15 protein-coding genes are annotated in these 14914 nt (G+C 66.5%); 4 read left to right on the forward strand and 11 right to left on the reverse strand.

All coding sequences use genetic code 11. The annotated features are described in order from the left end of the window. The first annotated feature begins 5 nt into the window (after window positions 1-5). Complete coding sequence (locus OC159_RS04440) at window positions 6-860, forward strand: universal stress protein (protein WP_265499944.1); 855 nt, start codon at window positions 6-8, stop codon at window positions 858-860. Window positions 861-870: 10 nt separating this feature from the next. Here OC159_RS04440 and OC159_RS04445 read toward each other — a convergent pair whose 3' ends face one another. The 3 genes from OC159_RS04445 to OC159_RS04455 form a co-directional block, all read right to left on the reverse strand. Continuing rightward, window positions 871-1863, reverse strand: a complete 993-nt coding sequence (locus OC159_RS04445; RefSeq protein ID WP_265499945.1) for a GGDEF domain-containing protein — start codon at window positions 1861-1863, stop codon at window positions 871-873. After that, window positions 1860-2426, reverse strand: a complete 567-nt coding sequence (locus OC159_RS04450) for a heme NO-binding domain-containing protein (RefSeq protein WP_265499946.1) — start codon at window positions 2424-2426, stop codon at window positions 1860-1862. Before OC159_RS04450 ends, OC159_RS04445 begins: the two co-directional genes overlap by 4 nt. 71 nt (window positions 2427-2497) lie before the next feature. Next, window positions 2498-2788, reverse strand: a complete 291-nt coding sequence (locus OC159_RS04455; RefSeq protein ID WP_265499947.1) for a DUF3572 family protein — start codon at window positions 2786-2788, stop codon at window positions 2498-2500. A 109-nt stretch (window positions 2789-2897) separates the two neighbouring features. Between OC159_RS04455 and OC159_RS04460 the strand changes: the two genes are divergently transcribed. The 3 genes from OC159_RS04460 to OC159_RS04470 all read left to right on the forward strand — a co-directional run bounded on the left by OC159_RS04460 (window position 2898) and on the right by OC159_RS04470 (window position 5479). Then, complete coding sequence (locus OC159_RS04460) at window positions 2898-4286, forward strand: diguanylate cyclase (protein WP_265499948.1); 1389 nt, start codon at window positions 2898-2900, stop codon at window positions 4284-4286. Between the two features lie 75 nt (window positions 4287-4361). Then, on the forward strand, window positions 4362-4787 hold the full coding sequence (locus OC159_RS04465; RefSeq protein WP_407674049.1) for a DUF983 domain-containing protein: 426 nt from the start codon (window positions 4362-4364) through the stop codon (window positions 4785-4787). Next, window positions 4736-5479 carry an NUDIX domain-containing protein gene (locus OC159_RS04470; protein WP_407674050.1) on the forward strand — a complete coding sequence of 248 codons (744 nt, stop codon included), beginning with the start codon at window positions 4736-4738 and terminating at the stop codon, window positions 5477-5479. The genes OC159_RS04465 and OC159_RS04470 overlap by 52 nt, the downstream gene beginning before the upstream one ends. On the opposite strand, the gene OC159_RS04475 is transcribed toward OC159_RS04470, so the two are convergent. The 8 genes from OC159_RS04475 to OC159_RS04510 all read right to left on the reverse strand — a co-directional run bounded on the left by OC159_RS04475 (window position 5480) and on the right by OC159_RS04510 (window position 14800). Then, the gene (locus OC159_RS04475) at window positions 5480-6250 is read right to left on the reverse strand and encodes an enoyl-CoA hydratase-related protein (RefSeq protein WP_265499950.1); all 771 of its coding nucleotides are present in this window, start codon (window positions 6248-6250) and stop codon (window positions 5480-5482) included. Window positions 6251-6312: 62 nt separating this feature from the next. Continuing rightward, on the reverse strand, window positions 6313-6786 hold the full coding sequence (locus tag OC159_RS04480) for a cytochrome c-type biogenesis protein (protein ID WP_265499951.1): 474 nt from the start codon (window positions 6784-6786) through the stop codon (window positions 6313-6315). Further along, complete coding sequence (locus OC159_RS04485) at window positions 6783-8747, reverse strand: heme lyase CcmF/NrfE family subunit (protein WP_265499952.1); 1965 nt, start codon at window positions 8745-8747, stop codon at window positions 6783-6785. The genes OC159_RS04480 and OC159_RS04485 overlap by 4 nt, the downstream gene beginning before the upstream one ends. A gap of 92 nt (window positions 8748-8839) precedes the next feature. After that, window positions 8840-9364 carry a holin family protein gene (locus OC159_RS04490; RefSeq protein WP_265499953.1) on the reverse strand — a complete coding sequence of 175 codons (525 nt, stop codon included), beginning with the start codon at window positions 9362-9364 and terminating at the stop codon, window positions 8840-8842. Continuing rightward, window positions 9355-9966, reverse strand: a complete 612-nt coding sequence (locus OC159_RS04495) for a holin-associated N-acetylmuramidase (protein ID WP_265499954.1) — start codon at window positions 9964-9966, stop codon at window positions 9355-9357. Before OC159_RS04495 ends, OC159_RS04490 begins: the two co-directional genes overlap by 10 nt. 91 nt (window positions 9967-10057) lie before the next feature. Next, window positions 10058-10507 carry a cytochrome c maturation protein CcmE gene (ccmE, locus tag OC159_RS04500; protein ID WP_265500052.1) on the reverse strand — a complete coding sequence of 150 codons (450 nt, stop codon included), beginning with the start codon at window positions 10505-10507 and terminating at the stop codon, window positions 10058-10060. Window positions 10508-10527: 20 nt separating this feature from the next. After that, window positions 10528-11340, reverse strand: coding sequence for a glutamate racemase (locus OC159_RS04505; protein ID WP_265499955.1), 813 nt, complete (start codon window positions 11338-11340; stop codon window positions 10528-10530). 67 nt (window positions 11341-11407) lie between these two features. Beyond that, a complete protein-coding gene (locus tag OC159_RS04510) occupies window positions 11408-14800 on the reverse strand; it encodes an indolepyruvate ferredoxin oxidoreductase family protein (protein ID WP_265499956.1) in 3393 nt (1130 codons plus the stop codon). Window positions 14801-14914 lie beyond the last annotated feature (114 nt).

The raw sequence follows: 14914 nt of genomic DNA on the forward strand, positions 1-14914 counted from the left end.
CAATCATGACGGACAAGATCATCGCCTTGGTGGACGGGTCGGTCTATGCCACCTCGGTCTGCGAACATGCTGGCTGGATGTCGGCGCGCAGCGGGGTTCCGGTTCACTTGCTTCACGTCCTGGGCCGCAGGGAGGCGGCAAATGCGCAGGACCTGTCGGGCGCGATTCGGCTTGGCGCTCGAAGCGCGCTGCTGGAAGAGCTGTCGACGCTGGACGCCCAGAGGGCGCGGATCGCCAATGCCCAAGGGCGGGCGCTGCTGGAGGACGCGCGATCCCTGGTCGAAGCGTCGGGTGCCGTCGGGGTGACGTCCCGCCTGGACCAGGGCGACCTGATCGAGCGGGCCGCCGGACGAGAGACCGACGCCCGGCTGATCGTCATCGGCAAGCGGGGTGCGGCTGCGGATTTTGCGCAGGGTCACCTCGGCTCGAACCTGGAACGGATCGTCAGGGCGGCGCGCGTGCCCGTCCTGGTCGCGGCGCGCACGTTCCGCCCGATCTCTCGGGTGCTGATCGCGTTCGACGGTGGGTCTTCTTCGGTGAAGGCGGTCGATCACATCGCCGCGGATCCCGCCTTCCATGGCCTGTTGGTCGAGGTCGCAATGGTCGGTCCCGGCCCCCGTAACGCCGAAAGCCACCTGGACGAGGCGATCCTGCGGCTTCGGGCGGCTGGGGTCGATGCTCAGCCTAAGATGCTGGAAGGGCAGCCCGAGGCGGCGCTGGTGAGCCGGATCGAGGAACAGGATCACGACCTTCTGGTCATGGGCGCCTATGGCCACAGCCGGATCCGGCGGCTGATCATCGGTTCGACCACGACGCAGATGCTGATCGAATCGCGCCGGCCGGTCCTTCTGTTCCGCTGACCGGGTCGCGTCACCTGATCGTCGCTCGGCTGCGACCGCTGCGCTTCGAGGCGTAAAGCGCCTCGTCAGCCAGGGCCAGCACCTCGTCGGGATGTTCGGCCCCGTCGGTGGGCCAGATGATGATCCCCAGGCTGGTTGACACGGGCGGGCCGCTTAGCTGCGAGGGCGTCAGCGCGTTGATCGCCGTGATGATCCGGCCCGACAGCTGTTCGAGCGCGGGCCGCGAGATCATCCCCGGCAGCAGAAGGACGAATTCGTCGCCACCGATTCGTGTCGCCGTGTCGGCCCGCCGGATCTGGTCACGCAGCACCTTGCCGACGGCACGCAGAAGGTCGTCCCCCGCCTGATGCCCAAGCCTGTCGTTGACCTGCTTGAAGTTGTCGAGGTCCAGGTGCACCAACGCAAACGGCCTGATGTCACCCGTCTCGGACGGCTTCAGCGCCGACGACAGCGTCAGGTCCAGCTTGCGCCTGTTGCCGAGACCGGTCAGCGGGTCGGTCTGCGCCTGCTTCAGGGCGCTTGCGCGCGACTCCGCCAGTTGCTCGTTGAAGCGCGACAGCTCCATCAGGACGCCGCGATTGGCCTCGTGCAGGAACAGCAGCTCCATCGCCAGGTCGGAGGGCGCGAAATCGGCATCCGTCAGCCCGGCCTGCCGGATCGCGTGGTGCAGCCCGATCCCGAATCCGAGGTTCAGCAGAAGCGATCCGTCGAACACCCTGACGCCATGGCCGCGCAAGACCAGCCGGCTTTCAGGCTCGACACGCAGGAACAGGCGCCGGCGCCCGTCGACGGCCCCTCTGATCGCGGTCATGGGATCCGCCGGCTCTCCGGGCCGTGCGCCTGACAGTCGGCCGACCAGGCCCGCATCCAGATCCGGGAGCAGCTTCGCAAGCGTCGGCCCCGCCGAGATGACCGTGCCGTCATCCCGCAACCAAAGGTGCATCGGCAGCAGCTGCGCCAAGGCGGCCCCCCGCACCAGGCAAGATTTACCGGCCATGCTCATGTTGTCCCCTGTAGCGCCGGCGCGCCCTGAAGGCAGAACAATCGACCCTCCGAAAACTGTTCGTCCCAGATGTCGATGCGGATGGACCCCTCGTCGTTCGTGATGAGGCAGAGCGCGCCGAAGTCGTCGGCCATGCCCCTGATCAGGCCGACGAAGAGGAACTGCCAGACCAGCTGGGGATCGGGGTCGATGATCATGACCCTGACGCCACGCTCGGACGTCTCGACCTGCAGGCGTGGCACAGGCAGCATCGGCAGGACAAGATTCGCGCGGCCTGGAAGCTCGTCCATGCGAAGGAGGAAATCCTTGAAGTCGCGGCCCGAGAACCTGAGCAGCCGCCGGATCGGCTCGATCCGCGTCATCCAGGCGCCCATGTCCTCCAGCATCTCGGAAAAGGGCTTCGACAGGCGCTTGGCAGCCCGCGCCAGGGCAGAGGTGTCCATCCGCCCGTCATCGGGCACCCGCACCTCTGCCGTCGCGTCGTCCTCAAGCGCCTGCACCAGCTCTTCACCATAGGTGGAGCGCAGGAATTCCTCGATCGCCCGGTTGACCAATCTGTTCATGCTTCACCTCGATTCGAGATGAGCCTAAGGGGCCGGCAGTAAAGAAAGCGGAAACGGCCGGCGGAAATCCGCTAGTCCGCCGACCACCCATAGCTGCCTGGTCCCGAAAGTGCCGTCCGCGCAGACATGATGTCCTGCGGTCTCATACCCACCACATCGGCAAAATCGCAGAGCCTGTTGTCCTCCTCGACAAGAAAATCAAGCAGGAACAAGGCCATGTCCGGTCGGTCCGAGAACGCCCTCAGGTCGGAGGGCTGCAGCCCGGCACCCTCGAGGAAGCGGACAAGGTCGTCCGGACGCTCGGCCATGGCGATCAGGATGCGGGTTGCGATATCATGCGCCTGCTGCGGGCTTGTGGCCATTCCGGACTCCATCGGGGATTTCGCCCCGGGGGCAGCCCCTCGGGAAACCCTTTGTTAAGCATTTGCAGCGAAATTGAAACCATGATGTCGAGACCTCCCGGATTAACAGATGACGGCACGTATCCTTGTTGCAGACGGCGCGGCGACGGCGCGGATCACCCTCAAGGTCCGACTGTCTGCGGTGTGCTATGACGTCGTGGCGGTCGGCTGGTTCGATCAGCTGGCCGCGCAGCTGGCAACGGCACGTCCGGACCTGATCATCCTGGGCGGCGGCTTTCCCGACTGCCCCGCAAGCGACATCTGCAAGCAGTTGACGTCGGACGTGCGGTATGCGGACATTCCGGTCCTGATGCTCGTCAGGCCGTCCGACAGGCTGGGCGCGCTGAAAGCCGGTGCGACGGCCACGCTGGACCCGGATGTCGAGGACCAGATGCTGATGGCGCGGGTCCGGGGCATTCTGCGCGACGCCGAACATCCGCAGGAGGCGCAGCTTGGACTGGCCGAGGCGCCCGCCGCCTTCAGCCACGTCGCCCTGCCGCAGGTCGTGCTGATCGCCGACAGCGTGGGCCGGGCGCTGCGCTGGCGGCAGCTCTTGTCGGACCGCATGGCCGGGCGCTTCGACATACAGGATCCCGACGAGGCGCTTGGCGCCGCGGCATCTGGCCGGACCGCCGATCTTTACCTGATCGCGGCGGATATCCGCAACCGGGGCGACGGGCTTCGCCTGCTGTCCGAGCTGCGGTCGCGGCAGGGCTCGCGGGATGCCGGCTTCGTCATCGCCATCGCACCCGAGCGGGAGGAGCTTGCCGCCATCGCGCTGGACCTCGGCGCGGGCGATGTCCTTTCGGACTCCCTTGGCGGGTCCAGCGGGGCGCAGGCGGCGGCGATGTCGCTGCAGAAGCTTCTGTCCCGCAAGACCAAAAGCGATCAGCGCCGCGCCGAGGTCCAGCGCCACATGGTCTGGGCCATGACCGATCCGCTGACCGGCCTGTCGAACCGCCGCCACGCCCTTCCGAAACTGGCCGAGATGGCGCGTGACGCGCTGATGTCCAAGCAGGGGTTCTGCGTCTTGGCCATTGACCTGGACCACTTCAAAGCGGTCAACGACCGTCACGGACACATGGCCGGCGACGCCGTTCTGGCCGAGGTTGCGCACCGTCTGCGCGACACCGTCGGCGGCGCGGGTTTGGTCGCGAGGATGGGCGGCGAGGAGTTTCTCTGCGCCTTGGGCAACTGCACCGTGGAATGTGCGCTGCGCATGGCCGAGGCGCTTCGGCGGGCGGTCCAGGACGAGCCAGTGGCCCTCCCTGGCCTCTCGGGCGGCGGACAGGTTCGGGTGACCGCATCGGTGGGCGTGGCTGCTGTCCCGCCCGGCAGCGACGGCTGGCCTGACCAAATTGCCCGACTGGCGACCGAGCGTGCGGATCGTGCCCTCCTTTCAGCCAAGGCGAGGGGTCGCAACCGGGTCGTGTCGGCTCCTTTCGAGCATGCGGCTTGAGCGGGTCTTCCCAGCACGCACCTGACCGCCTAGATTATCGGCAGCGGGCCAACCCCGTATTCGTAGGAGAAACCGATGAGCTATGGCGACAGCATGACCGCGGCGGCAACCCCCGACGACGTGGAGGAGCGCCAGACCGGCCTTGCGATGCGCCGCGCCGCACTCGGGCGCTGCCCGGCCTGTGGAGAAGGGCGGATCTTCAGCAGCTACCTGAAGGTCGCCGACCACTGCCCCCGCTGCAACGAGGCGCTGCACCACCAGCGCGCGGACGACGGGCCTGCGTACCTGACCATCCTGATCGTCTCGCACCTGGGGGCGCCGCTGCTGCTGGCGTCCTTCGTCGCCTGGCGCCCTAGCGCGATGACACTGCTGCTGGCCTTCGGGATCGGCTCGATCGTCCTGTCCCTGGCGATGCTGCCAGTCATCAAGGGCGGGTTCATCGGCCTGCAATGGGCGCGCCGCATGCACGGGTTCGACGAACGCAGCAAGGTCGCAGCGTGACGGCCGATCCTGCGGTGCCGGTGCGCGACGCGGCCACGGTGGTGGTCCTGCGGCGCAACGGCGACGGAACGTCGGTCCTGATGGGCATGCGCGGCGCCAAGGCCGTCTTCATGCCGTCGAAGTTCGTCTTTCCCGGCGGCGCGGTCGATCTCGAGGATGCGTCAGTGGCGCTGGCCGGTCCGCTGCCAGACCTCTGTCGCGAACGACTTCGTGCCGAGCCTGCAGCGACCCCCATGCCCGCTCCGGACACGTTGGCAGCCGCGGCACTGCGCGAACTGGCCGAAGAAACGGGGTTGCTGATCGGCCAATCCGACGGTGCGCCCTGCCCCTGGCCGGGCTATCGTGAGGCCGGACTGACACCCGACGCGGGCGCCTTGACCTATGTCTTTCGCGCCATCACCCCGCCGGGCCGGCCGCGCCGCTTCGACGCCAGGTTCTTCGTGGCGGACGCTGCGGCCCTGTCAGGCGACCCCGACGACTTCAGCCTGGCCTGCGACGAGCTTTCGCATCTGCAATGGGTCCCACTGACCGAGGCGCGCCAGCTCGACCTTCCATTCATCACCGAGGTGGTCTTGGCCGAACTTTCCCGCCTCGTCGTCGATGTCCCACATGATGCGCCGCTGCCCAAGCCGGCGACGCTGCCCTTCTTCGACAATCGCGGGCCAGTGCCTCGGTTCTGCCAGATTCCGTGATCAGTGGCCGGTGAAGACCGGCCGCCGCTTTTCCAGGAACGCCGCCACCCCTTCGGCGAAATCATGGCTTTGACCCGCCTGCCCCTGCAGCTGCGCCTCGACTGCCAGCTGCGCCTCGAGGCTGTTGCCAAAGGACGTTGCAAGCGCCTGCCGGATCGCGATGAAGGCGCCTGTCGGCCCCTTCGCCAGCGCCTGCGCCCGATCCGCCGCCGCGGCTGCGAACACGTCGTCGGGCAGTGCCTGCCAGATCAGCCCCCATTCTTCCGCCTGCCGCGCCGTGACCGGCTCGGCGAACAGCATCATTCCCATGGCCCGCGCCATGCCCACCGCTCGCGGCATGATCCAGGTACCGCCCGCGTCGGGGATGAGGCCGATGCGCGTGAAGGCTTGGATGAAGCTGGCGCTTTCGGTTGCGATGACTACGTCAGCCGACAGCGCAAGGTTCGCGCCGGCACCTGCCGCGACACCATTGACGGCAGCAATAACGGGAGCCGGGCAATCGCAAATGGCCCGCAGCATCGGCTCGTATTCGTCGCGCAGCAATGCCTCCAGATCCGCCCCTGTCGCGCCGTCCGTCAGATCTTGGCCACAGCAGAAGCCGCGCCCGATGCCGGTCAGCACGGCGCAGCGCACCTCATCTGGCAGCGCGATCAGCATCTGCGTGATCTCGTGCCGCATCTGCCGGTTCAGCGCGTTCATGACCGACGGCCGGTTCAGCGCCAAGGTGCCGACGCCATCCTCGACCGTAAATCGGATTGTGCTAAGCGCCATGCGCACCTCCCTGTTCGTGGGACCATGCAGCATTCTGCCGCCCGGGGAAGCGCGACGGCGCGTCAGCTTCGGCGCATGATCTCATCCAGGCGCTTCTGCTCTGCCGCATCGAGCTTCGGCGTCTCGGCCGGGGCCACGTTGCGGCTGCGCAGGAACCGCCATGCCAGAAGCGCCGCCACCAGCGCCATCAGCGGTCCCGCCAGCCACAGGATCAGGCCGCTGCCGCTGGCCCGGGGCTCGAACAGCACGAACTCTCCGAAACGTTCAACGACATTGTCCACGACTTCGGCATCCGTGTCGCCCGCAACCAGCCGCTCGCGGACATAGAGCCGCAGGTCGCGGCTGATGGCGGCGTTGGAATCGTCGATGTTCTCGCCCTGGCAGACCGGGCAGCGCAGCTTACGCGAAATCTCTCGCGCCCGAGCCTCGAGGCCGGCATCCTCCAGCACCTCGTCCGGCTGCACGGCGAAGGCCGGCATCGAGATCGGGAGGGCCAGCGCCAGCAGCAGCGGCAGGCAGTGCAGCAGCCGGGTCATTCCGCGGCCACCGTGGCGGCGTGCGCGGTGCGTCGGGCGCCGGCCGCAACGCGATAGCGGCGGTCCGACAGGCTGATCAGACCGCCAAGCGCCATCAGCATCGCCCCGCCCCAGATCCAGTTGGCAAACGGCTTGACATAAGTGCGCAGCGCCCAGCCTCCGCCGGCCTGTTCGTCGCCCAGAACCACATAGAGATCGCGCCAGAAGCCATAGTCGATCGCAGCCTCCGTCGTCGGCATCCCCTGGACGGGATAGACGCGCTTTTCCGGCGTCAGGGTCGCCACGGGACGACCGTCGCGCGTCACATCGACCAGTGCCCGCTGCGCAAGGTAGTTCGGCCCGTCGTTCCGCTCGACCGAACGGAGGACCATCTGGAAGTCGCCGACCTGGAACGGCCGGTTCAGCTCGGCCACGCGTACATCCTCGACCTGCCAGGCCTGAATCAGCGAGACGGCGATGAAGGTGACGCCCAGGCCGCCATGTGCGACGGCCTTGCCCCAATCGGCGCGCGGAAGCCGCAGCAGACGCGCCGCACCCGACGAACCGGTCCTCAGCCAAAGCTCGGACAAGGCGCCGAAGATCAGCCACGACCCAAGGCCCGCGCCGATCACGGCAAGGGCTGAATGGCCGGTGGACACCGCGAAGACCAGCGCCATGACGGCTGCCGTCAGCACCAGCGCGCCCCGCAGCGGACGCAGGCTGCGGGCCAGTGCTGCCCGCTTCCATGGCATCAGCGCGCCGACGGGCAGCGCGATCGCAAGGACGATCATGAAGGGCGTGAAGGCCTGGTTGAAGAAGGGTGGACCCACGGACAGGACGCGTCCCCAGAACATCTCGGCCACCAGGGGCCAGATCGTGCCGATGAAGACCACGAAGGCGGCAACGGCCAGAAGGACGTTGTTCAGCACCAGCGCGCCTTCGCGCGACAGCGGCGCGAAGACCCCCTTGGCAGTCATCGCCGATGCCCGGAAAGCGTAGAGCGTCAGCGCCCCGCCGATGAAGACCGCCAGTATCGCCAGGATGAAGATCCCGCGTTCGGGATCGTTGGCGAAGCTGTGGACCGAGGTGATCACGCCAGACCGGACGATGAACGTGCCGATCAGCGAAAAGCCGAAGGCCATGATTGCCAGCAGGATCGTCCAGCTTTTCAGCGCCTCGCGCATTTCAACGACGATGGCGGAATGAAGCAGTGCTGCGGCCAGAAGCCAAGGCATGAAGCTGGCGTTCTCGACCGGGTCCCAGAACCAGAAGCCGCCCCAGCCCAGCTCGTAATAGGCCCACCAGGACCCGAGCGCGATGCCGATGGTCAGAAATATCCACGCCGCCAGCGTCCAGGGGCGCACCCAGCGCGCCCAGGCCGCATCCACCCGCCCCTCGATCAGAGCCGCGACGGCAAAGCTGAACGCCATCGAGAGGCCGACGTAGCCGAGGTAGAGAAACGGCGGGTGGAACGCCAAGCCGGGGTCCTGCAGCAGCGGGTTCAGGTCACGCCCGTCGAACGGCGGATTGCCCATCCTCCAGAACGGGTTCGAGGTGAAGATGATGAACGCATAGAATGCCACGCTGACGGCTGCCTGCACCCCCAGCACCCGCGCCCGCAGGCTGGGCGGAAGGTTGCCGCCGAACAGCGCCGCCGCCGCGCCGAAGAGCGCCAGGATCAGCACCCACAGCAGCATCGAACCCTCGTGGTTCCCCCAGACGCCACTGATCTTGTAGATCAGCGGCTTCGATGTGTGCGAATTTTCATAAACCAACGTGACGGAGAAGTCCGAGGTGACGAAGGCAATCGTCAGCGCCGCGAAGCTGATCGCCATCAGCAGAAGCTGTGCCAAGGCGGCCGGGCGCGCGCTTTCCATCCAGCCGTGCCATCCCTTGGCGGCACCGACCATCGGGATCGTCATCTGATAGACAGCGACCGCGAAGGCCAGGATCAGGGCGAAATGGCCGTATTCAGCGATCATCAAGGGGCATCCTCCGTTGACCGCAGCATAAGGCCGCGACGGCAGCGGGAAAAGTCCCTCGTTCGTCGCGGCCGGTCAGTTTCGCGTGCGTCCTAATCGCGCAGGGTCTGCCGCCAGTCGCGCAGCGCCGGGTTGTCGTCGAAGGGGTCGTCGGGCCGCGCCACCGGTTGCGCGTCGATGACCGTTCCCGTCCCGTCCGAGGGCGCGCTGACAGGGAAGACCCGGTGGCGGAAGTAATGCGCCTCGCGCGCGCCGAAGTAGAAGCCGACAATGGCGCCCAGAAGCCACCAGAGCGGTTCGGGAACCATCTGCAGCCCCTGCATCCGGACTCCGAAACCAACGGGTTCCACCATGGCATAGACGAAGAGCCCCATCGTCCCCAGCGCCAGCAGCGGGCGCGGCAGGCGGTTCAGCCCGTTCACGAAGCCATCGAACCAGCCGCAGCGGAGGCTGGAGAATTCCTGCCCCAGCTGTCCGATGGCGCGGGCATATGCCTCTTCGTCCAGTTCCATCCGCCGCGTGGCGTTCCGGGTGAAGACCTCCGCCACGCCCGATGCGGCGCTGCCGAGGGCGGTGACGGTCGGGGCAACCCCGATGAAACGGTCGATCAGGCCCATTTTGCGATCCTCGCGCGGTGTTCGGCATCGGTCAGGCGATAGCGCGGATGGATGAACTCCTCGGCGCGGGTGATCCAGCCGCCCTTCCCGCCAGTCCGCGTGCGGGCATATTTGCGGCTGGCGGGCCGCTGATCGGCCAGCGCATAATAATAGTTGCGCCGCGCGATCCCATAGGCATCCGCCAGATGCAGCGGCGCGGCCTCGGCCGCGTCACGGGCGGCCGCGACGGTCAGCGGACCCACGACGCCATCCTCGGCGGCTTTGAAGCCCATGCGCGTGATCAGCCGCTGCAGGATCTTGACCGCATTCCCGCCGGCATTGACATACATGTCGAAGATGCTCGGCTGCAGCGCCTCGGGCAGTTCGGCCAGGTGCGGCTTGCGGAAATAGTGTTCGACGAAGACCCGTTCGGCTTGGGCGCGGGTCAGCGCGCGGACATCGGCGGCATCTATCCGGCCATCGCCATTCAGGTCCATCCCCAAGGTGCGCATGGTCCCGATGGTCACTCCGTGGTTCGTGGCGCCACCCGGATCGTCGGGGTCGTTGACGAACCCTCCTTCGCGCGCCACGATCTCTCGGGCTATCTGTTCGACGCTTGGCATGTGTCCCCCAACGATTATTCGACCGGGATCGGTCGCATCGGGGATGCTGCTGGAGGGGGATTAACCTCTCGTTAACCCTGCGCGCGTTGCTTCAGGCGCCTGACTCTTGATAGACGCCCGTTTCTTTCAGCGTTTTGACGACCTCGCGCGGCATGTAGGTCTCGTCATGCTTGGCCAGCAGTTCGCGCGCCTCGAACCGGCCGTCGCGATACCAGCCCTTGGCGATGGTCCCTTGCCCTTCGCTGAACAGGTCCGGGCGCGGGTCGCCGCCGACATAGGTCACAGGAATTTCGGCCGCGCCGTCGGTGATGACGAAGTCGAAGGCCACGCCCGTCCCGTGGACCACCGAGCCCTCCTTGACCAGGCCGCCCAGCTGGAAGAACTCGTCGGGCTCGGGCGCCGCCTCGCTGACCTGGCTAGGCGAGCGATAGAGGTTGATGCCGTCGCTGAACCCATAGCCGATCAGGACGACCGAGATCATCAGCGCCACCGCGGCCGAGGCGATAACCTGGATCCGCCGCTGCTTCTTGAGGGACTTCATGCCGGCCATTGCTTGCTCCTTCAGGCGGCTTCGAACGGGATGGGCCGGCGCAGGAATTGCGTCGCCTTGCCAGACACCCGCGCGGGATCGCCCGTGGTCAGATACCTGCCGCCCGCCCCTGAACCCAGGAACTGCGGCCTGCGTGTCAGATAATCCGCCAGGCTCTCGGCCACCAGCCCCGCCTGGCTATAGACCTTGACCTGGGGGCCGAGGGCGCGCTGGAACGCCCGCTCCATCAGCGGGTAGTGCGTGCAGCCAAGGATTGCGGCCTCGGGATGCGGCATCCGGCGCAGCAGCGCCTCGACGTGACTGGTTACCAGCGCTTCGGCCAGCATTTCGTCGCCCATTTCAATGGCATCCACCACGCCACCGCAGGGCTGCGCCTCGACGTCGACACCCACGGCGCGAAACGCCAGCTCGCGCTGGAAGGCGCGGCTTGCGACCGTGGCGGGCGTCGCGAACAGGGCCACGTTGTTCACGGCAACCTGTCGGGGCGGCGAATTGTCGCCCCACCGCCGCTCGGTGAGGGCCTCGATCATCGGCACGAATACGCCCAGGACGCGCTTGTCGTCGGCCAGCCATGTCTCCTGCATCCGCTTCAGGGCGGCGGCGCTGGCGGTGTTGCAGGCCAGGATGACCAGATCGCAACCCTCGGCCCACAGCCTCTCGACGCCCCGGCAGGTCAGGTCGAAGATGTCATCGGCGGTCCGAACGCCGTATGGCGCATGAGCGTTGTCACCCAAGTAGACCAGGGGCAGGTCCGGCAACCGGGCGGCGATGGCCTGATGCACCGTCAGACCGCCCAGCCCCGAATCGAATACTCCTACTGCCATGGTCGCATCTCCTGCCTCGCGTGACGCCCTTCATAGGGCGACACGCGCAGGTTGGAAATGACTCAGATCATTCAGCGGCTTCACGGAGGGGCGCATGGCCCGCGCGGAACTGCGCCAGCAGTTCGCTGCGGCGTTCGGCCGCGCGATCGGCAGCCTCGTGCTTGACGGGACCAAAGCCGCGCACCGACACGGGCAGCTCTGCCAGCTCGATGGCAATGGGCATGGTATCGTCGGTCACATTGGAGAAGATCTCGGCCATGTCAGCCTCGAACTCGCGGATCATCGCGCGTTCACGCTTGCGTTCGGCCGAATACCCGAACGGGTCGAGGGGCGTGCCCCGCAGCCCCTTCATCGCCGCCAGCACCCTGAAGGCACCCAGCATCCATGCGCCGAATTCCCGCTTCTTCGGCCGACCGTTCGAGTCCGTCCCGTTCAACATCGGCGGCGCCAGGTGCAGCGACAACTGCACGTCCCCCTCCCACTGCTCGGCCACCTGGCGCGCGGTCGTCAGGTGAAGCCGCGCAACCTCATATTCATCCTTATACGCCAGTAATTTGTAATAGCTTCTTGCGACGCTTTCCTGCAGCGGAGCAGGTGCATTGTCGACCAGTGCGCGAAAGCGACGTGCCAGCCTGCGGCCCTGATAGCCGATCAGCCGTTCAGCCCGGTAATCGACCGGATCGGGGGGCAGCTGCGTCACCCCGACGGGCTTGCGGACCTGGTCGGGGAAGGCCATGGCCCACCGCCCGATCTGGAAGGCCCGTTGGTTTTCTGCGACCTTGGCACCGTTCAGGCGGATAGCCTCCATGATCGCCTTGTGCGTCAGCGGGATCAGGCCCTGCTGCCAGCAGGCGCCCAACACCAGCATGTTCGAATAGATCGAATCCCCCAGCATCCGCAGCGCCACGTCATTGGCGTCGAAGAACGCCACCCGGTCCTGCAACCGCGCCTCCAGCGACAGGCGCAGCCGGTCCGAGGGCACCTGGAAGTCACGGAACCGCGTGAAGTCGCCGGTGATGATCTCGTGGTCGTTGACCACGGCCCCCGTCCGGCCCTGCGTCATCAGCCCGACCGTCTTGGCCCCAGCCGTCACGACCAGGTCGCCGCCGATGACGCAGTCGGCCTCGCCCACCGCGACGCGGATGGCGCTGATGTCCTCGGGGCGGTTCGCCAGGCGCAGGTGGATATGGACCGCGCCGCCCTTCTGGGCCAGCCCTGCCATCTCCATCATGCCGGCACCCTTGCCGTCCATATGCGCGGCCTGCGCCAGCACGGCGCCGATGGTGACCACGCCGGTACCGCCGACTCCGGTGATGACGACGTTATGCGTGCCCTCGATCACCGGCAGGGACGGTTCCGGCAGGTCCGGCAGCTCGAAAGCCTCGGCCTTCGGCTTGCGCAAGGTGCCGCCCCTGACCGACACGAAACTGGGGCAGAACCCCTTCACGCAGCTGTAATCCTTGTTGCAGCTCGACTGGTCGATCTGGCGCTTGCGGCCCAGTTCCGTGTCCAGCGGCACGATCGAGACGCAGTTCGACTGAACCGAGCAGTCGCCGCAGCCCTCGCAGACTTCCGGGTTGATCCAGATGCGGCGGTCCGGGTCGGGAAACTGGCCCTTCTTGCGCCGGCGCCGCTTCTCGGCGGCGCAGGTCTGGATATAGAGGATGGCGCTGACGCCCTTGACCTCTTCCATCTCTCGCTGAACGGACATCAGCTCGGCACGCTCCTCGAACCGCAGGCCGGCGGGAAACTTGCCGCGATCGACGTCTTCCTTTTCGTCATAGACAACGACGAGCGGCGACACCCCCATCGCCTGCAGTTCCCGTGCGATTTGCGGGGCGGTCAAGCCGCCCTCGTTCGGTTGGCCGCCTGTCATGGCGACAGCATCGTTATAGAGAATCTTGTAGGTGATGTTCGTGCCGGCTGCCAGCGCGGCCCGGATCGCCAGAATCCCAGAGTGATTATAGGTTCCGTCTCCAAGATTTTGAAACACATGGTCTCTCTTGCTGAACGGAGCCTCGCCTATCCAGTTGGCGCCCTCTCCGCCCATGTGGGTGAAGCCTTCGGTCTCTCGGCCCATCCACTGCACCATGTAATGGCAGCCGATGCCGGCATACGCGCGGCTTCCTTCCGGCAGCCGGGTCGAGCTGTTATGCGGACAGCCCGAGCAGAACCACGGCGTGCGGGTCGCGATCTCGGGCGCATTGTCGTTCCGGCGCACCTCGTTCAGACGGGCAAGGCCCGCACGGACGTGCTCGGTCCCGCGACCCTCCTCGATCAGGATGGTGCCGATCTTCTGGGCGATCATCACCGGGTCCAGCGCATAGCGCGTCGGGAACAGTTCTTCTCCGGTGCGGTCGTGCTTCCAGCCGTGGACGCGGCGGCCACGCCGCTTGTCGAAGATCGCTTCCTTCAACTGCACTTCGATCAGCTTGCGCTTTTCCTCGACGCAGACGATCAGCTCCAGGTTTTCGGACCATTCCTGGATGGACTTCATGTCCATGGGCCAGGTCTGACCGACCTTGTAGGTGGTCAGGCCCAAGCGCTCGGCTTCGGCCTCGTCGATGCCCAGCAGCGACAGCGCGTGGACCAGGTCCAGCCAGTTCTTGCCGGCGGCGACAAAGCCGATGCGCGCGCCAGGCTTGCCCCAGACGCGATGGTCGATACGGTTCGCGCGGCTGAACGCCTCGGCCGCCCACCGCTTGTGGTCGATCATCCGTGCCTCTTGCGCGACCGGCGTGTCGCCAAGGCGGATGTTCAGCCCGCCTTCGGGCATGGCGAAATCGGAGGGGCGGACGAAAGTCAGCCGGTGCGGGTCGCCGTCAACGACCGCCGTGGCCTCGACCGTGTCCTTCATCGTCTTCAGACCCGTCCAGACGCCCGCATAGCGGGACAGGGCAAAACCATAAAGGCCGAAGTCCAGGATCTCCTGCACCCCGGCAGGCGACAGGACGGGAATATAGGCGTCGATCATCGCCCAGTCAGACTGGTGCAACACGGTCGAGCTTTCGCCGGTGTGATCGTCGCCCATGGCCATGACGACGCCACCATGACGCGAAGATCCGGCCATGTTGGCGTGGCGCATCACATCGCCGGTTCGGTCGACCCCCGGCCCCTTGCCGTACCACAGCGCGAAGACGCCGTCATGGCGTCCCTCGCCACGCAGCTCCGCCTGCTGGCTGCCCCAGATCGCGGTGGCGGCAAGATCCTCGTTCAGGCCCGGCTGGAAGCGCACGTTCGCCTCGGACAGCCGCTTGCCTTCGCGCATCATCTGCAGGTCGACACCCCCCAGGGGGCTGCCCCGATAGCCTGTCACCAGGCCGGCCGTGTCGAGGCCGGCGGATTTGTCGCGTGCTGATTGCATCAGCATCAGGCGCACCAACGCCTGCGTGCCGTTCAAAAGAACGTGTCGCTTCGACAGATCAAAACGGTCGGCGAGCGTGAATTCCTGCTGGCTCATTGTTGCGTCTCCTCCTATGCCTGACGGCCCCTCCGGGGAGAGTATAGGTCAGAATGACTGACTTACGAATAGAAAAACGGCGCTTGACGAACACGTTTTCCGTGCGCAGGTGAA

It is taken from the genome of Paracoccus beibuensis (assembly GCF_026162625.1).
Taxonomy (GTDB): Bacteria; Pseudomonadota; Alphaproteobacteria; order Rhodobacterales; family Rhodobacteraceae; genus Paracoccus; species Paracoccus beibuensis.